The organism is Bradyrhizobium sp. SEMIA, assembly GCF_014844175.1.
GTDB classification, from domain to species: domain Bacteria; phylum Pseudomonadota; class Alphaproteobacteria; order Rhizobiales; family Xanthobacteraceae; genus Bradyrhizobium; species Bradyrhizobium arachidis.
The window spans coordinates 8,023,746-8,045,380 of the sequence record NZ_CP046601.1 but is presented as its reverse complement, the minus strand read 5'-3'; the positions used below and the strand labels follow the sequence as shown (position 1 = coordinate 8,045,380).

At 63.3% G+C, this 21,635-nt stretch carries 16 protein-coding genes and 6 pseudogenes; 13 read left to right on the top strand and 9 right to left on the bottom strand.

Going from position 1 to position 21,635, the window contains the following annotated elements:
• Positions 1 to 142: 142 nt before the first annotated feature.
• The 4 genes and pseudogenes from FOM02_RS38620 to FOM02_RS38605 all read left to right on the top strand — a co-directional run bounded on the left by FOM02_RS38620 (position 143) and on the right by FOM02_RS38605 (position 5,182).
• Positions 143 to 628 (top strand): (2Fe-2S)-binding protein, encoded by a 486-nt coding sequence (locus tag FOM02_RS38620; RefSeq protein WP_027563543.1) that lies wholly within the window; start codon positions 143 to 145, stop codon positions 626 to 628.
• A gap of 84 nt (positions 629 to 712) precedes the next feature.
• Positions 713 to 3,055 carry a xanthine dehydrogenase family protein molybdopterin-binding subunit gene (locus tag FOM02_RS38615; RefSeq protein ID WP_027563544.1) on the top strand — a complete coding sequence of 781 codons (2,343 nt, stop codon included), beginning with the start codon at positions 713 to 715 and terminating at the stop codon, positions 3,053 to 3,055.
• A gap of 13 nt (positions 3,056 to 3,068) precedes the next feature.
• On the top strand, positions 3,069 to 3,869 hold the full coding sequence (locus FOM02_RS38610) for an FAD binding domain-containing protein (RefSeq protein WP_027563545.1): 801 nt from the start codon (positions 3,069 to 3,071) through the stop codon (positions 3,867 to 3,869).
• Between the two features lie 312 nt (positions 3,870 to 4,181).
• Positions 4,182 to 5,182, top strand: a pseudogene (locus tag FOM02_RS38605) (CaiB/BaiF CoA transferase family protein).
• Between the two features lie 190 nt (positions 5,183 to 5,372).
• Here the strand turns inward: FOM02_RS38605 and hppD are convergent.
• Positions 5,373 to 6,491 (bottom strand): 4-hydroxyphenylpyruvate dioxygenase, encoded by a 1,119-nt coding sequence (gene hppD / locus FOM02_RS38600; RefSeq protein WP_027563547.1) that lies wholly within the window; start codon positions 6,489 to 6,491, stop codon positions 5,373 to 5,375.
• 122 nt (positions 6,492 to 6,613) lie between these two features.
• Between hppD and FOM02_RS38595 the strand changes: the two genes are divergently transcribed.
• Positions 6,614 to 7,093, top strand: coding sequence for an Lrp/AsnC family transcriptional regulator (locus FOM02_RS38595; RefSeq protein ID WP_027563548.1), 480 nt, complete (start codon positions 6,614 to 6,616; stop codon positions 7,091 to 7,093).
• 72 nt (positions 7,094 to 7,165) lie between these two features.
• The gene (locus tag FOM02_RS38590) at positions 7,166 to 7,477 is read left to right on the top strand and encodes a DUF1272 domain-containing protein (RefSeq protein ID WP_027563549.1); all 312 of its coding nucleotides are present in this window, start codon (positions 7,166 to 7,168) and stop codon (positions 7,475 to 7,477) included.
• Positions 7,478 to 7,597: 120 nt separating this feature from the next.
• Here the strand turns inward: FOM02_RS38590 and fahA are convergent.
• The 5 genes and pseudogenes from fahA to FOM02_RS38565 all read right to left on the bottom strand — a co-directional run bounded on the left by fahA (position 7,598) and on the right by FOM02_RS38565 (position 13,204).
• Positions 7,598 to 8,868, bottom strand: a pseudogene (gene fahA, locus FOM02_RS38585) (fumarylacetoacetase).
• Positions 8,869 to 9,007: 139 nt separating this feature from the next.
• Positions 9,008 to 10,354, bottom strand: a complete 1,347-nt coding sequence (gene hmgA / locus FOM02_RS38580) for a homogentisate 1,2-dioxygenase (protein WP_027563551.1) — start codon at positions 10,352 to 10,354, stop codon at positions 9,008 to 9,010.
• A gap of 2 nt (positions 10,355 to 10,356) precedes the next feature.
• Positions 10,357 to 11,313, bottom strand: a complete 957-nt coding sequence (locus FOM02_RS38575; RefSeq protein ID WP_027563552.1) for an MBL fold metallo-hydrolase — start codon at positions 11,311 to 11,313, stop codon at positions 10,357 to 10,359.
• A gap of 35 nt (positions 11,314 to 11,348) precedes the next feature.
• Positions 11,349 to 11,576 carry a DUF2783 domain-containing protein gene (locus FOM02_RS38570; protein ID WP_027563553.1) on the bottom strand — a complete coding sequence of 76 codons (228 nt, stop codon included), beginning with the start codon at positions 11,574 to 11,576 and terminating at the stop codon, positions 11,349 to 11,351.
• Positions 11,577 to 11,584: 8 nt separating this feature from the next.
• The gene (locus tag FOM02_RS38565) at positions 11,585 to 13,204 is read right to left on the bottom strand and encodes an FAD-dependent oxidoreductase (RefSeq protein ID WP_027563554.1); all 1,620 of its coding nucleotides are present in this window, start codon (positions 13,202 to 13,204) and stop codon (positions 11,585 to 11,587) included.
• Between the two features lie 110 nt (positions 13,205 to 13,314).
• Between FOM02_RS38565 and FOM02_RS38560 the strand changes: the two genes are divergently transcribed.
• The 3 genes and pseudogenes from FOM02_RS38560 to FOM02_RS47000 all read left to right on the top strand — a co-directional run.
• Complete coding sequence (locus FOM02_RS38560; RefSeq protein ID WP_027563555.1) at positions 13,315 to 13,857, top strand: MarR family winged helix-turn-helix transcriptional regulator; 543 nt, start codon at positions 13,315 to 13,317, stop codon at positions 13,855 to 13,857.
• A gap of 85 nt (positions 13,858 to 13,942) precedes the next feature.
• Positions 13,943 to 14,662 carry a class I SAM-dependent methyltransferase gene (locus FOM02_RS38555; protein WP_035731952.1) on the top strand — a complete coding sequence of 240 codons (720 nt, stop codon included), beginning with the start codon at positions 13,943 to 13,945 and terminating at the stop codon, positions 14,660 to 14,662.
• Positions 14,663 to 14,746: 84 nt separating this feature from the next.
• A pseudogene (locus FOM02_RS47000) lies at positions 14,747 to 14,824 on the top strand (MarR family transcriptional regulator); the annotation flags it as partial.
• A 108-nt stretch (positions 14,825 to 14,932) separates the two neighbouring features.
• On the opposite strand, the gene FOM02_RS38545 reads toward FOM02_RS47000, so the two are convergent.
• Entirely contained in the window at positions 14,933 to 15,739 is an 807-nt protein-coding gene (locus FOM02_RS38545; RefSeq protein ID WP_027563557.1) for an N-acyl homoserine lactonase family protein, read from the bottom strand.
• 382 nt (positions 15,740 to 16,121) lie between these two features.
• Here FOM02_RS38545 and FOM02_RS38540 point away from each other — a divergent pair.
• The 4 genes and pseudogenes from FOM02_RS38540 to FOM02_RS38525 all read left to right on the top strand — a co-directional run.
• Positions 16,122 to 16,769, top strand: a pseudogene (locus FOM02_RS38540) (caspase family protein); the annotation flags it as partial.
• Positions 16,770 to 16,874: 105 nt separating this feature from the next.
• Positions 16,875 to 17,186: pseudogene (locus FOM02_RS38535) on the top strand (hypothetical protein); the annotation flags it as partial.
• Positions 17,183 to 18,085 carry a terpene synthase family protein gene (locus FOM02_RS38530; RefSeq protein ID WP_027564017.1) on the top strand — a complete coding sequence of 301 codons (903 nt, stop codon included), beginning with the start codon at positions 17,183 to 17,185 and terminating at the stop codon, positions 18,083 to 18,085. The pseudogene FOM02_RS38535 and the gene FOM02_RS38530, both read left to right, overlap by 4 nt.
• Before the next feature lie 357 nt (positions 18,086 to 18,442).
• Positions 18,443 to 19,259, top strand: a pseudogene (locus FOM02_RS38525) (integrase arm-type DNA-binding domain-containing protein); the annotation flags it as partial.
• 752 nt (positions 19,260 to 20,011) lie between these two features.
• Here the strand turns inward: FOM02_RS38525 and FOM02_RS38520 are convergent.
• Positions 20,012 to 20,239, bottom strand: coding sequence for a hypothetical protein (locus tag FOM02_RS38520; RefSeq protein ID WP_265440986.1), 228 nt, complete (start codon positions 20,237 to 20,239; stop codon positions 20,012 to 20,014).
• Between the two features lie 787 nt (positions 20,240 to 21,026).
• Positions 21,027 to 21,341: a hypothetical protein gene (locus FOM02_RS38515; protein WP_265440985.1), complete on the bottom strand. Its 315-nt coding sequence runs from the start codon at positions 21,339 to 21,341 to the stop codon at positions 21,027 to 21,029.
• Between the last annotated feature and the right edge of the window lie 294 nt (positions 21,342 to 21,635).

Here is a 21,635-nt window from a genome sequence, read left to right as displayed (position 1 = left end):
GACCCGCCCGCACAAGTCGTTGCGGCCACGGCGGGATCGATGACCTTTCCATGACCGGGGCGACCAAAATCCCAGTTGCAAAGTCCGGACGCCGCTGTCTCTAATTAGAAACAATCAAAATCATCCCGGGAGGACTACAACCGTGTCTACAGTCAAACTGACGGTGAACGGCAAGGCCGTCGCTGTCGACGTCGAGGATCGCACGCTGCTGGTCCATCTGCTGCGCGATCACCTCAATCTCACGGGAACCCATGTCGGCTGCGACACCAGCCAGTGCGGCGCCTGCGTCGTCCACATGGACGGCCGTGCGGTGAAGTCCTGCACCATGCTGGCGGGTCAGGCCGACGGCGCCAACGTCACCACCATCGAAGGCATCGCCAAGGGCGACGAGCTGCACCCGATGCAGGCCGCCTTCCGCGACAATCACGGCCTGCAGTGCGGCTATTGCACGCCGGGCATGATCATGTCGGCGATCGACATCGTGCACCGCCATGGCGGTCAGCTCGACGAGGCCACAGTCCGCCAAGAGCTCGAAGGCAATATCTGCCGCTGCACCGGCTACCACAACATCGTCAAGGCCGTGCTGGATGCAGCCGGACGCATGAAGGTCTCGCAGGCGGCCGAGTAAAGCGGCCCGCCTCGAATAAAGAACCACCGCTGCTGCTTTCGAGGGAAAGCGCAGTCAAAACAATTCCGGTCGGGAGGACCAGACATGGGTGTTGAAGGCATCGGCGCGCGCGTCGTGCGCAAGGAAGACAAGCGTTTCATTACCGGCAAGGGCCGGTACGTGGACGATATCAAGCTGACGGGCATGACCCATGCCCATTTCATCCGCAGTCCGCATGCGCACGCCAAGGTGCGGAAGATCGACTCGTCCGCCGCGCTGAAGATGCCGGGCGTGGTCGCGGTGCTCACCGGGCAACAGCTGGTCGATGACAAGGTCGGCAACCTGATCTGCGGCTGGGCCATCACCTCCAAGGACGGCAGCCCGATGAAGATGGGCGCATGGCCGGCGATGGCGCCGGAGACGGTACGCTTCGTCGGCCAGGCCGTCGCGGTCGTGATCGCCGACAGCAAGAATCTCGCACGCGACGCGGCCGAATCCGTGGTCGTGGACTACGAAGAGCTGCCGGCCGTCGCCGACATGCAGTCGGCCATCAAGGCTGGCGCACCGCAGCTCCACCCCGAGGCACCCGGCAACCAGGTCTATGACTGGGTGATCGGCGACGAGGGCGCGGTCAGCGCCGCCTTCTCGAAGGCTGCCAACGTGGTCAAGCTCGACGTCACCAACAACCGCCTCGCGCCGAACGCGATGGAGCCGCGCGCGGCGATCGCCGACTATGACGCGGCGGAAGAGCACTTCACTCTTTATACGACCTCGCAGAACCCGCACGTCGCCCGCCTCGTGCTGTCGGCATTCTACAACATCGCCCCCGAGCACAAGCTGCGCGTGATCGCCCCCGACGTCGGCGGCGGCTTCGGCTCGAAGATCTTCATCTATCCCGAAGAGATGGTGGCGCTGTGGGCCTCGAAGAAGGTCGGCCGTCCCGTCAAATGGACGGGTGACCGCACCGAGGCCTTCCTCACCGACGCGCATGGCCGTGACCATGTGACCCATGCCGAGATGGCGTTCGATGCCAATAACAAGATCATCGGGTTGAAGGTGAAGACCTACGCCAATTTCGGCGCCTACATGTCGCTGTTCTCCTCGTCAGTGCCGACCTATCTCTACGCGACGCTGCTGTCGGGCCAGTACAACATCCCGGCGATCCACGCCGAGGTGATCGGGGTCTACACCAACACCACGCCGGTCGATGCCTATCGCGGCGCTGGCCGCCCCGAGGCGAGCTATCTGATCGAGCGTCTGATGGAGACGGCCGCTCGGCAGCTGAACGTCGATCCGGCCCAGTTGCGCCGGACCAACTTCATCACCCAGTTCCCGCACCAGACGCCTGTGATCATGGCCTATGACACCGGCGACTTTAACGCCTCGCTCGATGCGGCGATGAAGGCGATCGACTATGCCGGCTTTGCCGCGCGCAAGGCGCAAGCAAAGTCGCAGGGCAAGCTGCGCGGCATCGGCGTGTCCTGCTACATCGAGGCCTGCGGCATCGCGCCGTCCAAGGCGGTCGGCAGCCTGGGCGCCGGCGTCGGCCTGTGGGAATCCGCAGAAGTGCGCGTCAACCCGGTCGGCACCATCGAGATCCTCACGGGCTCGCACAGCCACGGCCAGGGCCACGAGACGACGTTCTGCCAGCTCGTCGCCGATCGCCTCGGCGTTCCGATCAGCCAGGTCTCGATCGTGCATGGCGACACCGACAAGGTGCAGTTCGGCATGGGCACCTACGGCTCGCGCTCCGCAGCCGTCGGCCTCACCGCGATCCTGAAGGCCATGGAGAAGATGGAATCCAAGGCCAAGAAGATCGCCGCGCATGCGCTGGAAGCGTCGGAAGCCGACATCGTCATCGAGAATGGCGAGTTCAAGGTGACCGGCACCGACAAGGCGATCGCCTTCCCGATGGTCGCGCTTGCGGCCTACACCGCGCACAACCTGCCTGACGGGATGGAGCCGGGCCTGAAGGAAAGCGCCTTCTACGACCCGACCAACTTCACCTTCCCGGCCGGCGCCTATATCTGCGAGCTCGAGGTCGATCCCGGCACGGGCAAGACCTCCTTCGTCAACTTCGTCGCGGCCGACGATTTCGGCCGGCTGATCAACCCGATGATTGTCGAAGGCCAGGTCCATGGCGGCCTCGCGCAAGGCATCGGGCAGGCGCTGCTCGAGCACGCCATCTACGATGCCAACGGCCAGCCGGTCACGGCCTCGTTCATGGATTACTCCATGCCGCGCGCCGACGATCTGCCCTCGTTCAACCTCTCCCACACCACGACGCTGTGCCCGGGCAATCCCTTGGGCATCAAGGGTTGCGGTGAGGCCGGCGCGATCGGCGCCTCCGCGGCCGTGATCAACGCGATTACGGATGCGATCGGCAAGAACAATCTGGAAATGCCCGCAACCCCTGACCGGGTGTGGCGCACGATCCACGCGGCTTAAGGGAGGAACGAACATGTACCAGACCACCTATCATCGCGCCTCCTCGGTCGACGAAGCCGCCAGTCTGTTCGGCAAGGGCAGCGAGGCAAAATTCCTCGCCGGCGGCCAGACGCTGCTGCCGGTGATGAAGCAGCGCCTCGCGGGGCCCTCCGACCTGATCGACCTCGGCAAGATCAAGGAGCTGATCGGTGTCGAGGCCGCCGGCGACACGCTGACCATCAAGGCCGCCACGCCGCATTACGATGTGGCGACCAGCGATGTCGCGAAGAAGGCGATCCCCGCGCTCGCCTATCTGGCGTCGCTGATCGGCGATCCCGCCGTGCGGTATCGCGGCACGATCGGCGGCTCGATCGCCAACAACGATCCCGCCGCGGATTACCCGGCCGCATTGCTCGCGCTCGGCGCCACCGTGAAGACCAACAAGCGGTCGATTGCGGCGGAGGATTTCTTCAAGGGCCTGTTCACCACGGCACTTGAAGACGGCGAGATCATCACCGCCGTGTCGTTCCCGGTTCCGGCGAAAGCGGGCTATGCCAAGATGCGGCACCCTGCCTCACGCTTCGCGCTGACCGCCGTGTTCGTCGCGCAGACGAAATCTGGCGAGATCCGCGTCGCCGCCACCGGCGCCTCGCAGAGCGGCGTGATGCGGGTTGGCGCCATCGAAGCCGCGCTGAAGGCGAACTGGTCGCCGTCCGCACTCGACAGCGTCAGCATCCCCGCGAGCGGACTATTGGCCGACATCCACGGCACGGCGGAGTACCGCGCCAACCTCGTCAAGGTGATGGCGCAGCGCGCGGTAGCTGCGGCCGGGTGACACTCGCGCTCTAGCGCCTCGACACAAATTTTCCGCGGCGCGCAGAAATGCGCGCCGCTTTTATTATGCGCCCATGCGTGAAAAGCGCTTGCCTCGCTGGCGTGAAGGCGAGAAAAGTTAATCAGCCAATTAACTCGCCCCCAAGAGCAACGTCGGAGGCGCTTGCCGGACCACCGGCATTTGCCCGCGACCCGAGGAAACAAAAACGTGCTCGATAAGCCAGCCCAGAACACATCCGTCCGCACCTCCGGCCCGCTGTCGGGCTTCCGCGTCGTCGAATTCGCCGGCATCGGGCCCGGCCCGTTCGCCTGCATGATGCTGGCCGACATGGGCGCCGATGTCGTGACGCTCGACCGCGTCGGCGCCAGGAAGAGCATGAAGTCGGTGGCCGGCCGCGGCCGCAAGGTGATCGAGCTCGACCTCAAGGACAAGGCGGCGATCGCGCAAGTGCTCGACCTGCTCGCCAGCGCCGATGCGCTGGTCGAGGGCTTTCGTCCTGGCGTGATGGAGCGGCTCGGGCTCGGCCCCGATGTGGTGCTCGCACGCAATCCAAAACTCGTCTACGGCCGCATGACCGGCTGGGCCAGGAAGGCCCGCTCGCCAACGCGGCCGGCCATGACATCAACTACATCTCCATCACCGGCGCGCTCGCCGCGATCGGCACCAAGGAAGCGCCGGTGCCGCCGCTCAACCTCGTCGGCGATTTCGGCGGCGGCGCGCTCTATCTCGTCGTCGGCGTGCTCGCCGCGCTGCTGGAAGCGCAGAAATCCGGCAAGGGACAGGTGGTGGACGCCGCGATGTGCGATGGCGCAGCATCGCTGATGTCGTTCTTCTTCGACATGACGACGCTCGGCCGCTGGACCGAAGGGCGTAACCAGAACTTCCTCGATGGCGGCGCACATTTCTATGGCGTCTACGAATGCGCCTGCGGCCACTTCGTCTCGATCGGCTCGATCGAGCCGCAGTTCTACGCGCTGCTGCGCGAGCACGCGGGCCTGACTGACGCAGATTTCGACGCGCAGATGAATCCCAAGGCCTGGCCGGCGCTGAAGGAGAAGCTGAAGGCCGTGTTCAAGAGCAAGACGCGCGAGGACTGGTGCAGGATCATGGAAGGCACCGACATCTGCTTTGCGCCAGTGCTGACCATGTCGGAAGCGACGCAGCATCCGCACATGGTGGCGCGCGAGGTCTTTCTCGAGCGCCACGGCGTGAAGCAGCCTGCGCCCGCGCCGAGATTCTCACGCACGCCGTCGGCGGTGCGTGAGCCGGAGGGTGCGGAGATCAGTGCGGTGACGGCCGCGTGGAAGCGATAGGTCTAGCCCCGGCAAAGATCGCGTAGGGTGGGCAAAGGCGCGAAGCGCCGTGCCCACGTTCTTTCCGCAATTCGATAAAGGTGGTGGGCACGCTCCGCTTTGCCCACCCTACGACACTGGGGTTATGGGTCCCCGCCTTCGCGGGGACGACACCGGTGATGTAGGCGCAGCTCGCGCCTAACGCGGCGCCCTACGCCGCGTTACCCACCTTCAACACCCCGCGCCGGATCTGGTCCTCCTCGATCGACTCGAACAGGGCCTTGAAATTGCCCTCGCCAAAGCCGTCGTCGCCCTTGCGCTGGATGAATTCGAAGAAGATCGGGCCGATCGCGTTCGCCGAGAAGATCTGCAGCAGCACCTTGGTCTGGCCGCCATCGACCACGCCTTCGCCGTCGATCAGGATGCCGTTCCGCTGCAACCGTACGACGTCTTCGCCGTGCTTGGGCAGGCGTGCGTCGATCTTCTCGAAATAGGTCTCTGGCGGCGACGGCATGAAGGGCAGGCCGGCGGCGCGCAGGCCTTCGATCGTGCCGTGGATCTCGCGGCAGCCGCAGGCGATGTGCTGTATGCCTTCGCCGCGGTAGGTTTTCAGATATTCCTCGATCTGCCCGGAATCGCCGGCGTCCTCGTTGATCGGAATCCGGATCTTGCCGTCCGGGCTGGTCAGCGCCCGCGAGAACAGGCCGGAGGCGCGGCCCTCGATGTCGAAGAAGCGGATCTGGCGGAAGTTGAACAGCTTTTCGTAGAAGCCGGCCCAGACATCCATGCGGCCGCGATGGACGTTGTGGGTGAGGTGGTCGAGATAGAACAGGCCGGCGCCATGGGGCTGCGGATCGCGCGCGCCGAGCCATTCGAACTCGGCATCATAGGCCGAGCCCTTGGCGCCGTAGCGATCGACGAGATAAAGCAGGCTGCCGCCGATGCCCTTGATCGCGGGCACATCGAGCGTCTTCTGCGCCGATGACACACCGGCGGGCTCGGCTCCGAGCGCAATCGCGCGGTCATAGGCCGCCTTGGCATCGACAACGCGGAACGCCATCGACGGCGCACAGGGGCCGTGGGCAGCCACGAACTCGTAGCCATGGGTGCCGGGCTCCTCATTGACGAGATAGTTGATGTCGCCCTGGCGATAGACCGTGATCTTCTTGGTCTTGTGGCGCGCCACGGGCGCATAGCCCATCAGCTTGAACAGCGCGTGCAGCTCTTCCGGATTGGGATGGGCGTATTCGACGAACTCGAACCCGTCGGTGCCCATCGGATTGTCGGCGGTGATAGTGGCCGGCGGTGCATCGTGCGGAAACGGACCCATGGTGTTCTCCCAAATGGCGGCTAGAGAGGAACTATCCTTCATCGGACGCGCAAGGAGCGTGCAAACGAGACAGGATTTGGCTATCTTATGCACGATCCGTGCATAAAATGGACAAACGACGCATGATTTCCGTGGACGCCTTCGACCTCAAGATCCTGACCGCGCTCCAGGACGACGGCCGCCTCACCAACCAGGAGCTCGCCGAGCTCGCAGGCCTGTCGGCCTCGCAATGCTCGCGGCGGCGGATGCGGCTGGAGGAGGAGAAGGTGATCGCAGGCTATCACGCGGACCTCTCCAGCGAGGCGCTCGGCTTCGGCGTGATCGCCTTCATCCAGGTGGGGCTTGCGACCCATTCGCCGGACAATTCAAAGCGCTTCCGTGCGCTGGTGAATCGCATCGACGAGATCCAGGAGGCCTATTCGCTCACGGGCGATGCCGACTACGTGCTCAAGGCCGTGCTGCGTGATCTCAAGGGCCTTTCCAACCTCGTGAACGACGTGCTGATGCCGCACCAGAGCGTCGCGCATGTGCGCTCCTCGATCGTGCTCGATCGTCTCAAGGAGAGCTCAAAGCTGCCGCTCAAGGAGATCAAGCCCGGCTGAAATCGAGGGAACTACGGCATTCGCGCTACGCGCGCGATCTGCGATGATCGGCCAGCTTGCGGAGATTTAGTCATGGCCCTCCAGCTTCGACCGAACTGCGAATATTGCGACCGCGACCTGCCGCCTGATGCAACGGACGCGCGGATCTGCTCCTATGAATGCACGTTCTGCGCGGACTGCGTTGAGACCAAGCTCTCCAACGTCTGCCCGAATTGCGGCGGCGGTTTTGCTCCGCGCCCGATCAGGCCGACGCAGGAATGGCGGCCGGGCGTGTGCACGAGCAAGCAGGCGCCGTCCGACAAGCGGGTGCATTTGAAATACAGCGTGGAGGATGTCGCGGCGCATTGTGCGCGGGTAAAGGACGTGGCGCCGGAGAAACGATAGGTCTCGTAGGGTGGCAAAGCGAAGCGTGCCCACCACACAAGCAGATGGTGGGCACGGCGCTCTCGCGCCTTTGCCCACCCTACGACACCGGAGCGCGCTACGAGACTGCACGCGCAGCCATTACTCCGCCGCCAGAATCGTCCCCTCGACCTCGCCGAACCCGACGCGGTAGCCGTTGCCCTGGCACCAGCCGCGCATCACGAGGCTGTCGCCGTCTTCGAGGAACGAACGCTTGGCGCCACCGGGCAGCTCGGCCGGCTCGGTGCCGTTCCAGCTGATCTCGAGCAGGCTGCCGCGCTGGTTCTTCTGCGGGCCGGAGATGGTGCCGCTGCCGAGGAGATCGCCGACATTCATGGCGCAGCCGGAGGAGGCGTGGTGCATCAACTGCTGCACCGAGGACCAGTACATGTATTTGAAATTGGTGCGGCTGATGCTGGCAGGCGCGTTGGCACCGGCGGCGCGCAAGGAGACGTCGAGCTCGACATCGTAGTTCTGTGGCCCCGCCTGCTTGAGATAATCCAGCGGCACGGGCTCCTGCTCCGGCCCGTTCAGGCGGAACGGCTCCAGCGCCTCGCGTGTCACCACCCACGGACTGATCGAGGTCGCGAACGCTTTCGCGAGGAACGGCCCGAGCGGGACATACTCCCATTGCTGGATGTCGCGCGCGCTCCAGTCGTTGAGCAGCACGAAGCCGAAGATCATCTCTTCGGCCTGGCTCTCCGTGAGCATGCCGCCCATCGGCGAAGGCTGACCGACCACGACGCCCATCTCCAGCTCGAAATCGAGCCGCTTGCACGGACCGAAGCTCGGCACGTCCACATTCGGCGGCTTCAGCTGCCGCGCGGGCGCTTCACCTTGGTGCCGGAGACCACGACGGTGGAGGCGCGGCCGTTATAGGCGATCGGCATGTGCAGCCAGTTCGGCTGCAACGCATTGTCCTTGCCGCGGAACATCACGCCGACATTGGTGGCGTGCTCCTTCGAGGAATAGAAGTCGGTGTAGCCGGACACTGCGAACGGCAGATGCAATCTTGCATCTCGCATCGGCACCAGCGCCTGCTTCCGCAGCTCCTCGTTGTCGCGCAGCTCGGGATAATCCGCACGCAACAGCTCGCTGATGCGCGCGCGCGTCCTGGTCCAGACTTTCGGTCCGAGCGCCATGAAGGAATTGAGCGAGGGCCCGGAGAACACGCCGAGCAGCCCGACGTCGAGTCGCGAATCCTGCTCGAGCTCCCAGAGATCGAGCACGTAATTGCCGATGGCGACGCCAACCCGCGGCGTCGGATTGGCCGCGGTCGAGAACACGCCATAGGGCAGGTTCTGGATCGGGAAATCGGAGGCGGGATCGACCTCGATGAAGGAGCGGAGGCTGGGGTCGTTGGGGTGGGGCATTGGTTTCCTGCCGGATTTTTTGAAACTCTCTCCGCCGTCATTCCGGGGCGCGCGGAGCGCGAGCCCGGAATCCATACTCACGCTCGTGGTTATGGATTCCGGGCCTGCGCCTTCGGCGCATCCCGGAATGACGAAACAATTACGGCTTGTTCGGATCGAACCGTTTCTCCAGGCCCTTCCAGCAATCCGCGTAATCATCCTGGAGTGTCGAGGACTTCGCGGCATGCTCCGTGACGCGCTGCGGATAGCGGGTTTCGAACATGAAGGCCATGGTGCCGGTCAGCTTCACCGGCTTCAGCTCGCCGTTGCTGGCGTGCTCGAACGCGTCGCGATCGGGGCCGTGCGGCAGCATGCAATTGTGCAGTGAGATGCCGCCGGGCACGAAGCCTTGCGGCTTGGCATCGTAGACGCCGTAGATCAGGCCCATGAACTCGCTCATGATGTTCATGTGATACCACGGCGGCCGGAAGGTGTTGTCGGCGACCATCCAGCGCTCGGGGAAGATCACGAAATCGATATTCGCCGTGCCCGCAGTCTCGGACGGCGAGGTCAGCACCGTGAAGATCGACGGATCGGGATGGTCGAAGCTGATCGCGCCGACCGGCGAGAATGCGCGCAGATCGTATTTGCAGGGCGCGTAATTGCCGTGCCATGCGACGACATCGATCGGCGAATGCGGCAGGGTCGTCTTGAACAGCGAGCCGCCCCATTTCACGAACAGCTCGGTCGGCGTGTCCTTGTCCTCGTAGTTCGCGACCGGCGTCAGGAAGTCGCGCGCATTGGCGAGGCAATTGGCGCCGATCGGCCCGCGCTCCGGCAGCGTGAAGGCGCCGCCGTAGTTCTCGCAGAGGTAGCCGCGCGCGGGGCCGTTCGGAATCTCGACGCGGAACTTCACGCCGCGCGGGATCACGATGATCTCGCCGGGCTCGGCATCGATGCGGCCGAACTCGGTGACGAGGCGCAAATTGCCCTGCTGGAGCACGAACAGCAGTTCGCCGTCGGCATTGTAGAAGTGCTGGTCCACCATCGACTTGGTGATGAGATAGACATGCGCGGCCATGCCTGCCTGCGTGTTCACATCCCCCGCCGTGGTCATGGTCTGCACGCCCTGGAGGAACGTCACCTCCTCCTTCGGCAGCGGCGTCGGGTCCCAGCGCAGCTGCGCGATCGGCAGGTCGTGTTCATGGCACGGCGCCGAGCGCCACAGGCCGGCATCGACCTTCTCGAAGCGCCCGGAATGCTTCACCGAGGGACGGATGCGATAGAGCCAGGAGCGCTCATTGGTGCCGCGCGGTGCGGTGAAGGGCGAGCCGGAGAGCTGCTCGGCATAGAGGCCATAGGCGCAGCGCTGCGGCGAGTTGCGCCCCAGAGGCAGCGCGCCCGGCAGCGCCTCGGTCTCAAAACTGTTGCCGAAGCCGGACATGTAGCCCGGCGTCACCTGCGCCGAGCTGCGGACGATCTGATCAGGCGAGGTATTGATGTTCATGACTATCCTCCTCCTTGCAGGGCGGCCCACATTTCCTGGTCGCGCTTGTCGGTCCAGATCACGGGATCGTCGATCCCCGATGCCTCATCATAGGCACGCGACACGTTGAACGGCAGGCAGTGCTCGTAGATGGCGAAGCTGTGGAATTTCGGATCCATCACCTCGCGCGTCGCGGCCATCGATTCTTTCAGCGTACGGCCCTTGGCGACCGAGATCTCGGCCGCGCCATAAAGCGAGGTGACGAAGTCTCGCGTCATCGCGATGGCTTCGCGCACCGTGCCAACGCCCTTCAGGGCATCGCCGCGGCCCGGCGCGATCGCCTTGGGATTGAAGTTGCGGATCTCGTTCAGCGTCAGCGGCCATTCGCGCAAATGCGCATCGCCGCAATAGCAGGCCGAGTGATATTCGATGAGATCGCCGGAGAACATCACCTCGGCATCCGGCACCCAGGCGACGATGTCGCCCGAGGTGTGACCCGCGCCGAGCTGCATCAGCCGCACCTCGCGTTTTCCCAGATAGATCGACATCTCGCCTTCGAAGGTCAGCGTCGGCCAGGTCAGGCCGGGAATGCTGGCAGCATCCTGGAACAGGCGCGGGAAGCGGCCGTATTCGGAATCCCAATCCTGCTGGCCGCGTTCGGCGATCAGCCGATGGGTCTCCTGCGAGGCCACGATCCCTTGCGCCTTGTAGGCGGAGGCGCCAAGCACGCGCACGGCATGATAATGCGACAGCACGACATATTTGATCGGCTTGTCGGTGACGGCTTTGACGCGCTCGATCACCTTGTTCGCCATCGCCGGCGTCGATTGCGCGTCGAACACGAGGCAGCCGTCGTCGCCGACGATGATTGCGGTGTTCGGATCGCCTTCGGCGGTGAAGGCGTAGAGATCGGTGCCGATCTCCGAGAAGGTGATCTTCTTTTCGGAGAGATCGCCGGTGGATGCGAAGTTCTTCGCCATCAGGTCATCCTTAAGTCTTTGCTTCAGGTTCTGGGTTATTGTTGTTGCTGTTGTTGCTGCTGCTGGCCGTCGATCATGCGGCGCGTGGCGAGCCCAATCGCCTCGCGCAGCACGTCGATATCGCCGATATGGTTGGCGAGGATCAGCACCAGCGCCGCGTCGAAATCGGCGCTCTGTTCCTCGGTGAGACCGCGATGCGCCTCGACGATGGCGCGGAAGGCGTCGTCGGGGCGTGCGAAGTTCGAGCTGGTCGAAAGCGGCATGCGAAACCTCAATTGACGCCTGTGGCGCGCGACAGCGCGGCCGCAATCGCCTCGCGCGTCGCATGGCGGAAGCGCGCCGCGACATAGCCATCGGGCCTGAGCAGGTAGGCTGCGCCCGGCGCGGCGTCGTAGCGCTTTACGACCAGGCCCTGGGGATCGGCAAGTCCGCCCTCGCCACCGACGCGAATATCCTTCAGGCCTCCCGGCGCATCGATCGCCGCTCCGTTCCTGAACGACAGCAAGGTGAAATCCGTTCCACCTTTGCGGAACGCATCGGTCAGATAGGCCTGCTCGCCGGCAACGGGGGCGTCGAGCATGGAACAGCCGGGCGATGGCCCGCCGCGCCAGGCATCTGCATCAGGCGATGACAGCGGCGAGTCATAGCTGCACGGCACCGAGAGCCGGCCGCCATTGACCATGCGCTTGCCGAACTCGGTCTCCTTGGCGAGCGACAGCACCGCCTTGCGCAGCCGCGCCTCCTGATGCGAGTTCGGCGCCATGAAATCGGTCGAGCGGGTGGATTCGCGGATGTTTTCGTCCGCCGCGAAGCTCCGTTCGACATGGTAGCTCTCGAGCAGGCTCGCCGGCGAAGTGCCACGGAGTACGCGGTCGAGCTTCCAGGAGAGATTCTCGGCGTCCTCGAGCCCCGAGTTCGCGCCGCGTGCGCCGAACGGCGAGACCTGATGCGCGGAATCGCCGGCAAAGATCACGCGGCCATGGATGAAGCGGTCCATCCGCCGGCACTGGAATTTGTAGAGCGAGATCCACTCGAACTCGAACTTGTCGTGGCCGAGCATGCGCGCGATCCGCGGCCGCACGTTTTCCGGCTTCTTCTCGACCACGGGATCGGCGTAGCGATTGAGCTGGAGGTCGATGCGCCAGACATCGTCGGGCTGCCGGTGCAGCAGCGCCGAGCGTCCCGCATGGAACGGCGGATCGAACCAGAACCAGCGCTCGGTCGGGAATTCCGCCGTCATCTTGACGTCGGCGATCAGGAACTGATCCTCGAACACCTGTCCGGCAAACTCGGCGCCGACCATCTGCCGCAACGAGGAGCGCGCCCCGTCGCAGGCGACGACATATTGCGCGTGCAGGCGATAGGCACCCTCCGGCGTGTCGATCGTCAGCGCCACGGAATCGTTGCGGCTCTCCAGCGCCGTCACCTTGTTGCGCCAGCGCAGGTCGATCGCGGGCAGATCGCAGATGCGGTCGACCAGATAGGCCTCGGCGTAATATTGCTGGAGGTTGATGAAGGCCGGCCGCTTATGACCGTCCTCGGGCAGCAGGTTGAACTGATAGAGCTGGGACTCGCCATGAAAGATGCGGCCGACGCTCCAGACCACGCCCTTCTCGACCATGCGGTCGGCGACACCGAGCCGGTCCCAATATTCGAGCGAACGCTTCGAGAAGCAGATCGCGCGCGAGCCCTCGCCGATGCGGTCGGCATCATCCAGAAGGACGACGCGCTGGCCGCGCTGGGCGAGATCGATCGCCAGCGACAGCCCCACCGGGCCGGCGCCGACGACCACCACCGGATGCTCGGCCGGATTTGGGCCGGGGCGATCCTGGTCGGGGTGGCGGCGATAGCCGAACTGGGTTTTGGCCTTTTGCGTATTGGCCTGCGCCATGCGCTAACCTCGGCTCTGGTCAGGAGAGGACTGATCTGCTAGATAGTCTCACGTGCAACTATTTTGGACCGGAGCCGGCCGGCCGTCAACTGGAATTCGGAGCGCTCTCCTTGGCGAGGACATCCAGCGATATCGCGCTGAAGACGCGGCAAGCCGACGAGGCTGCACCGCGACCGAAGGCGCGCCTCGATCTGTTCAAGTTCGTGCCGTTCCGCCTCAACCGGCTCGCGGCGGAAGTCAGCGCCGCGCTGTCGGTCGAATATCAGGAGCGTCACGGCCTCGACATTCCGGCCTGGCGCGTGATCGCTACGCTCGGCTTCCGCAACGATGCCTGCAGTGCGCAGTACATCTCGCAATGCACCCGCACGCACAAATCCACCATCAGCCGCGCGGTGACCACGCTGCTGAATGCGCAATTGATCGAGCGCGTCGAGAACGAAGCCGACCGGCGCGAATTTCGCCTGCAACTGACGAAGAAGGGCCGCGCGCTCTATGAAGAGCTGTTCCCGCAGCTGCTGCGGCGGGAAGACGAGATCCTCGCCTGCCTCTCCGCGCAGGAGCGCAAGCAACTGTCCGCGCTGCTCGGCAAGATCGAGGAGAGCCTCGATCTGATCCAGACCAGCGAAGAGGCCGACGCAAAGCAGGCGTATTAGGGATTCATGGAGGCGCGGACGTCGGCGTTTGGGGGTCCGGTTGAGGAAACTTGGTAGGCCCGTGACGGCACTGGCTCATATAGCGATGCTCCTTGCGGCGCTTGCCGCGACTCGCGCATACGCCGCTGACATAGGTCATCTGGCTCCCCCTGGAGTCGCTGCAAACGAGTTTCCCTCACCACAGCGTCCTGTTGCACGGATCGTCAGCCCACGCCGCTCCGCCGAAGAGCGCCGCGACGCCCTCAATGAGGCCGGTCAAATCGCACGTATTCTCGAACTGAAACCAGGCATGACAGTCGGCGACATTGGAGCCGGCGGTGGCTACCACACGGTCAGGCTCTCGCGCCTCGTCGGACCCGCCGGCTCTGTCGTTGCCCAGGACGTCACGCGGGATTACCTCATGGAACTCGCCAGGCGAACAGAACTTCTGAAGTTGACGAACGTGCAATTCGCGCTCGGCGAACCACACGACCCGCGGCTGCCCGCTTCCTCGCTGGATGCCGCAATCCTCGTGCATATGTATCACGAGATAGCCCAACCCTATGCCTTCCTCTACAATCTCGCGCCTGCCTTGAAGCAGGGTGCGCGGGTCGGAATTGTCGATCTCGAGCTTCCGACGTCGAAGCATGGCACGCCAATCGAGCTCTTACGCTGCGAATTGAGTGCCGTCGGCTATCGCGAGGTCGCCACATATAAGCTCGCAGGCGACGGAGGATATTTGGCGATATTCTCTCCGCCGGAGCTAGCGGCTCGAAAATCTCCCCGCGATATCGTTGCTTGCGGGGATCCTTCCGGCACTCGTTGACACCATATTTGCCGCCCGTCTCGGAGACTGCACACGTCCGAAGAAAAGGACTGGAATTGCCGGTTGAGACCCAAACCGGCGCCCTCCGCGCTGCTCGGCAAGATCGAAGCGAGCCTCGATCTGATCCAGACCAGCGACGAGGCCGACACCAAGCAGGCGTATTTAGCCCAGCCCGTCATTCCGGGGTGCCGCGAAGCGGCGAACCCGGAATCTCGCGCTACAACTTCTGGATTCCGGGTTCGCGCTTCGCGCGCACCGGAATGACGGTCACTACTTCGCAAACGACCTTGTCGGCGGCAGATGCAGCGCCCAGGCATCGACCTTGTCGCTGGCGCGCGGATAGATTTCCGTCACGATCGGATCATGACCGGGAATGAATCGATCAGGATGCCCGGCGAGACGCTCGATCGTTTCCCAGCCCGCCGCCATGTCGCCGACATTGTAGACGATCGGGAACGGGCTCCTGCGCTGGAGATTGGCGTAGTAGTGCGCGGCGTCGGACGCGAGCACCACCGGCCCGCGCGCGGTCTCGACCTTGACCACCTGCAGGCCGTCCGAATGGCCCCCGACACGATGCACGGTGACGCCGGGTGCGACCTCGCCGTCACCGGAATAGAACGTGACGCGCTCGCCATAGACATGGCGCACCATCTGCGTGACGTGCTCGACCGTGAACGGATGTCGCAGCAGGCCATTGCACATGCAGCGGCCGGTCGCGTAAGCCATCTCGCGCTCCTGGAGATGGAAGCGCGCGTTCGAGAAACGGTCGAGATTGCCGGCATGGTCGTAATGCAGATGCGTCACGATGATGTCGGCAATGGCTGACGCAGCGACACCGAAGCGCTCCAGCGCATCGACCGGATTCAGCGTCAGCTTGCGCGCCCGCGCGCTCGCCTCCTCGGCATTGAAGCCGGTATCGACCAGGATGTCGCGGCCCTTCCCTCGGATCAGCCAGACGAAATAGTCGAGGTCCTGCGCCGCGCTGTCATGCGGGTCCGGGGCCAGGAAGTTCATGTTGGGGGTGCGCGGCGACATCGTCGCATAGCGCAGCGCGTAGATTTCGTAGGCGTTTCCCATGGTCTTGCTTTTCTTGAGTTGGATCTTGCGGGACGATCGGGCGCACCAAGCCATTGTCCGCAAGAAAGGTCAAACGCCGGAGGCTGCGATGACCGCGAGCCTGCCATGTGAGTCCGCGATGTGAGACCAATCACATTCTCTTCGCCCCGGCTGCCCTAACTTGCTGCCGTAAAGATCGAACCGGATCGCTCGAGCCGCAATCATGACAGCCTGTTCATTCTCCTCCCGGCGCGCCCATGCGTTGCGATCAATCGTCGCGATTATCCCGAATCTCCAAGCGGTTGACGCCCCCCTTCCCGGGTTTGATAATGCCTGGAGCGTAAGTTAAGGTCGCCGCGGCGCAAGCTGGGAACGGCGCCTTTTTGGCTGGACCGCGCTGATTATGAAAATTCGCTTTCTCGTTCTTCTGTCCCTCCTCATTTCGCTTGTCCCGGCTGCGCCGTCCTTGGCCGCCGGCGACCGCTATGCGCTGATCATCGGCAACGCCAAATATCCGGATGCGGATGCCCCGCTGAAGGAACCGATCAACGACGCGCGCGACGTTGCCGACGAGCTCAAGCGCGATGGCTTTTCCGTGGAGATCGGCGAGAACCTGACCGGCGACGGCATGCGCCGCGCCTTCGAGAAGCTCTATGGCAAGATCAAGCCCGGATCGGTGGCGCTGGTGTTCTTCAGCGGCTTCGGCATCCAGTCGGCGCGCCAAAGCTACATGCTGCCGGTCGATGCGCAGATCTGGACCGAATCCGACGTGCGCCGCGACGGTTTCAGCCTCGAGACCGTGCTCGGCGAGCTCAACACCCGCGGTGCCGGCGTCAAGATCGCGCTGGTCGATGCGTCCAGGCGCAATCCGTTCGAGCGCCGGTTCCGCAGTTTCTCGGCGGGCCTCACCCCGGTGATCGCGCCGAACGGCACGCTGGTGGTGTATTCGGCGGCGCTGGCTTCGGTGGTGTCGGACGCCGGCGGCGAGCACAGCCTGTTCGTGCAGGAACTGCTCAAGGAGATCCGCGTCCCCGACCTGATGGCGGAGGACGGAAGGCAGGAGCCGGTAGCTCTACATGAAGATTGCGACATTCAACATCAACCTTCGCCGATTCTCGATACTCACAACGCCTGCGCAATCATTTACGGTTGCGGCGGCGACGGCGGCTGGGGCGCCGGTCGCGCGTCCACATTCGAGGAGACCGCCTATGCGTTGTTCGCGTTACGCGTGATGGACGAGAGCGAAAAAACCACAGGGCGCCGGCGCATCGCGCAGGTGGTGGCGCGTGCGCTAGAGTGGATGCTCGCCCGCCATGCGGCGCATGCATTGCCGAAAACGCCATTGTGGATCGGCAAGGAACTGTATTGCCCCGCTCGGGTCGTGCGTGTGGCCGAACTCGCCGGCTTGTGGCTGGCGCTTCATTGGGGGCGGCGCGTCCTGACCGAGGGAGCAGGAGCGGCGCCATGATCCAGGCAGAACGCGCGCTGCATCAGGTGCTGGGCTGGGGGCGTTCCCTGACCGGGTTCGCTGACGAGCATGCCGTGGAAGCGGTCCGCGGCGGCCAGTACATTCTGCAGCGTATCCGCCCGAGCCTGCGTGACATCAGCCCCCGCACCGGTCGCAATCCGCAGGACGAAACACTCATCGTGGCGTTCTATCGCGAACTGGCGCTGCTGTTCTGGCTCGACGATTGCAACGACCTTGGCCTGATCGTGCCGGAGCAGCTCGCCGCGGTGGAGCAGGCGCTGGGGCAGGGCGAGCCGTGCGCGCTCCCCGGATTCGAGGGCTGCGCTGTGCTGCGCGCTTCGCTGGCGGCGCTAGCCTACGATCATCGCGACTATGCTCAGCTTCTCGCCGATACCAGGCGCTACTGCGCGGCGCTGCGCGCCGGCCACGCGCAGGCGGCAGGGCCGGAACGCTGGTCCTACGCCGAGTACCTGCATAACGGCATCGATTCGATAGCCTACGCGAACGTGTTCTGTTGCCTGTCCTTGCTGTGGGGGCTGGACATGGCGACCTTGCGCGCGCGTCCGGCGTTTCGCCAGGTCCTGCGGCTCATCTCCGCGATAGGGCGCCTGCAGAACGATCTGCACGGACGCGACAAGGACACGTTGGCCGGCGAGGCCGACAACGCGGCGATCCTGCTGCTTCAGCGCTATCCAGCTATGCCTGCCGTGGAGTTCCTCAATGACGAGCTGGCCGGCTATACGCGCATGCTGTACCGGGTGATGGCGGAAGAGTGCTTTCCGGCGCCGTGGGGATCGTTGATCGAGGCCATGGCGGCCATCTCCGCGCGGTACTACCAGACCTCGGCCAGCCGCTACCGAAGCGACCCTCAGGGGCGAGGCCAGCGTTCGCCGGCCTGAACGCGGAGGAGGCGCGGCGTGCGCGCGCTGCCACGGTCTGGTCCGACGCAACGCCGTCGCCCGATGCCACGGACGGAGCGAGCATGAGCAACACCGCCCTGAGCCGGCGCAAGGACGACGATCTGGAGATCGTGTTGGAACCGCGACACGATTGGAACGTGTGACCTTTGCCTTCGGAGCACTTGACGTGCCCTTCGACCGTTTTCGATGGGCTTCGCTCCAATGTGCTATCCTGCTGTTTCAGCTGAACAAACTGAAATTTTAGCTTGTCTTCGGTATCCTCAGATACGCCCTGATTTGTGTCCGACTGCTTACGTGGTGCTTACGCGAGAACGGGTGTTCTGTCGGAGATTGCCCATGGTTAAGCTCACGAAGAGGGTCGTAGACGCCGCTGAGAGCAGCGACAGGGACTGTGTCATCTGGAATGAAGAGCTACCTGGTTTCGGTCTGCGCTTCTTCACTTCTGTCCAAGCGTAGCTACGTCATCCAATACAGATCACAGGGCCGCTCGCGCCGCTACACCATCGGCTTGCATGGCGTCTGAACCGCCCAGAAGGCGATAGGTCCAATTGGGGCGTGTCGCACAGGGCGACAATCCCGCGGAGGAACGCCAGCTCGATCGCAAGGCGATCACCGTCAAGGAGCTCTGCGTTCTTTAAACGATCTGAACGCCGGCCTCCTCCTGGGAAAGGGTCGACGCCCAAAGAAGCCCACTACCATCATCACCGATACCGGCCGCATTCAAGCGCCATATCATCCCGCTTCTCAGCACGTGGCGCGTGAAGGACCTAACCAGGGCCGATATCAACAAGGTCCTGAAGGATATCATGGCCGGCAAGACGCGAGCCTTAGTCAAGACGAAAAAGCTACGCGGGAAAGTCATTGTTCGCGGTGGCGCGGGAACGGCAACGCGGACCGCCGGGCTTCTTGGCGGCATTCTCACGTGCGCCGTCGATGCGGGTTCATCGCCATCAATCCCGCCCATGGTATGAGAAAGCCGGACAACGTGCGGAGCCGCCGGGCCAGAGAACCCGAATATCGGATCATTGGCGAGATAATGCGAAATGCCAAGAAGGACGAAAGGTACGTCACGAGGGCCGACATCATCCGCCAGATAGCACTAACCGGCTGCCGGAGGAGCGAGGTGATCGGTCCGATGTGGACCGAGGCCGATAAACGGCTGAGGCGGCGGCCTTACTGTCCCACTTGAATCACACGGAAATGAGGGCCGCCAGTTTTGTAAGGCGGGACGGGAACCGGCGTGAACGTTGTATCGGTCCGCTGAGCGCGCTTGCAATTTGGGCAGACATAAAGGTCGGCAATTATCGATTCCGGAGTGTCTCGCACTATCTCCGAGCGAAACCATCTCATGACGATCCGGCAATTCGGACAGCCCGGAAGTTCGAGATGCCCCAACGCGTTCTTCAGCCGATCCATCGCTGCCCCTCTGATCGGGAAATAGTAGCAGGCCCCCTTTGGATCACAACGTGTCAATTGATACGCAAGGGCAGACTAGGCATAGAAAAAGGCAGCTACCAGGGCGCTGCCGTCAAGCGTCATGACGAGCCGCACTATCAGCGTCAAAACCGCCAGACGGCCCCAGCCGGCGGGGCATTTGGGGGTGGGCCGCTGTGCTTAGTCTCCGTTGCACCAAGCGGACGCGAGCCTACTCACAGGATGAAGGCCTGCTCTGTTCGCTTTCGCTCGGTCCGTTGCCTATTTTTTCCCGACTTGATCGTCACACTGACGATGCATCCGGAATGGAGCGCGGGATACTGCCACACCGGGGCTGGCCGAATAGTTCACCTAGAGACCGTTTCACCCGGTTCATCTGACCGTGCGCGGACCGCAGCGATGAGTTCGCTGCGGCCTCTGTCCTAGTGACAGCGCGGCCAGATCCGCATTGCGGAGCGCCAGGGCTTCTATTCAGGTCAGACGGATCACCTCCTCACCTCGCTCCTTCGCTTGCAAATCGATCTGTTGAGCGGTGTCGAGCTCCTTCAAAGGGAGTGACTTAAATGGGTCTGAGGTCAGAGCCGTTGGCCGCCCGCAAGTCTCGCAAACCCATCTATCAATGTTGGATAGTCGACCAAGGACCACCTCGTGGCCACAGGCGAGTTTGAACATCTTTTGATCAAGCATGCTGATGGTCATCACAGTACTCCCGAGCAGCGGCTGGCACTCGGCATATTGCGTGCTGCCCGTCGCCGCCAGGCTAATCAATAGCGGCTGAAGCCATCGGTCACCATGAACGGTTCAATGCGAGAGCCGTCACCTAGTCGGATCCAACCTTGTGGTCGAGGGCCCATACATGGTTGGCATGTTGAGGCACCGTCAGCTGCCCCATCCGCGGCGGCGCGTGCGGGATAGGTTTTTCGTGGGGACGTGATCTAGCCCTGGCGAATCTGTTGCTGGAAGCGAGCCAATCGTCGGCGCACTTCCTGCACAGGCAGGCGGCATCTGGATGGGCGGAGTAGAGTCTTCAAGCCTTTCGTGCAATCACCTGATAGTGACATGATCTCCATCAGCGAGCTGATCGAACAACAAGACGCATGGATCTGATCTGTTCGGCCGAGGGCAAACTCGCGCAATATCCCGTCGCCGGTAAGCAAGTTCCATTGCCGAGATTCAGGGGGCGCATAGGCGAATGTGGCAGCCGTGCATTGCGCCGCCGAACTGTCGTGGCGCGGCTGAAATCTGCGCGCTTCAGACCTCAAGGGGGAGCCCCAAGCGCCTCAGCTCGTCGTCGAGTTCGCCTGCCAGTCACCTCTGCTAATATCCTTCGTCCGGCGGCGCTGGCAGCTTTCCTATTTCCCCCTTGAGCGCCATGACCTCGTGCTGAGTGTCGACGACGTGTTGGCACGAGGCGAATAACGCCTCGATGCTCTCGTTCAGCGCCGGTTGCTCCGCCGGCATTTGTTGTTGTTGCTTTGGCGTACTGTCACCACTTTTTCGGCGCATCAGCATCCGCGTGTAGCCACGCCGTGAAGCCTATGGCGAAGTCGCGAAGGCCCGCGCGATCTTCGGCGACATGTTCAGCAAACGGATAAGCAGAAACCTCAGCGATCCTTCCGTTGGCCGCGCCGGGATAGTATCCCGATTCGCCAGGAGGCCACTTTTTCGATACCGGAGATTGGCCAACGGGCAGATGAAACTTGCTTGATTTATCCAAGCAGCGCCATGGTGATGCTGCAGCGCCCCGATATTTCTGAGGACAATCGACTTCGATAGGAACGGTGTTGTCGCGGGCGCGCATCTTGGCCCAGGCAGTTGCTTGTTTCGGTGATCGGCACCCTGTCCTCGGCGTTGTTGTTTGAGCTGTGTCTTGTTCACGACATCGATGTCTCAAGTCGCGCAGTAAAGCTTCTCTATTACGGCTATAGCGCCTTGTTCGTTGAGGAACTCTCGTACAACATCGTTGGCAGGTCGGTTGCTTAAGATGCGTAGAGCTCTGTGACGATCATCTCGCTGCCAGGCGCAGCCAAAGAGTTCGGATTAGACTTTCTCAATCGGAGAAATGTGGCAGCGGATGCGGAGCAAATGCGCCCAG

Coding starts and splice junctions, on each gene's coding strand:
- FOM02_RS38615 (WP_027563544.1), top strand. CDS start 713: ATGGGTGTTGAAGGCATCGGCGCGCGCGTCGTGCGCAAGGAAGACAAG.
- FOM02_RS38610 (WP_027563545.1), top strand. CDS start 3,069: ATGTACCAGACCACCTATCATCGCGCCTCCTCGGTCGACGAAGCCGCC.
- hppD (WP_027563547.1), bottom strand. CDS start 6,491: ATGGGTCCGTTTCCGCACGATGCACCGCCGGCCACTATCACCGCCGAC.
- FOM02_RS38595 (WP_027563548.1), top strand. CDS start 6,614: ATGATTTCCGTGGACGCCTTCGACCTCAAGATCCTGACCGCGCTCCAG.
- FOM02_RS38590 (WP_027563549.1), top strand. CDS start 7,166: ATGGCCCTCCAGCTTCGACCGAACTGCGAATATTGCGACCGCGACCTG.
- hmgA (WP_027563551.1), bottom strand. CDS start 10,354: ATGAACATCAATACCTCGCCTGATCAGATCGTCCGCAGCTCGGCGCAG.
- FOM02_RS38575 (WP_027563552.1), bottom strand. CDS start 11,313: ATGGCGAAGAACTTCGCATCCACCGGCGATCTCTCCGAAAAGAAGATC.
- FOM02_RS38570 (WP_027563553.1), bottom strand. CDS start 11,576: ATGCCGCTTTCGACCAGCTCGAACTTCGCACGCCCCGACGACGCCTTC.
- FOM02_RS38565 (WP_027563554.1), bottom strand. CDS start 13,204: ATGGCGCAGGCCAATACGCAAAAGGCCAAAACCCAGTTCGGCTATCGC.
- FOM02_RS38555 (WP_035731952.1), top strand. CDS start 13,943: ATGCTCCTTGCGGCGCTTGCCGCGACTCGCGCATACGCCGCTGACATA.
- FOM02_RS38545 (WP_027563557.1), bottom strand. CDS start 15,739: ATGGGAAACGCCTACGAAATCTACGCGCTGCGCTATGCGACGATGTCG.
- FOM02_RS38530 (WP_027564017.1), top strand. CDS start 17,183: ATGATCCAGGCAGAACGCGCGCTGCATCAGGTGCTGGGCTGGGGGCGT.
- FOM02_RS38520 (WP_265440986.1), bottom strand. CDS start 20,239: ATGACCATCAGCATGCTTGATCAAAAGATGTTCAAACTCGCCTGTGGC.
- FOM02_RS38515 (WP_265440985.1), bottom strand. CDS start 21,341: ATGCGCGCCCGCGACAACACCGTTCCTATCGAAGTCGATTGTCCTCAG.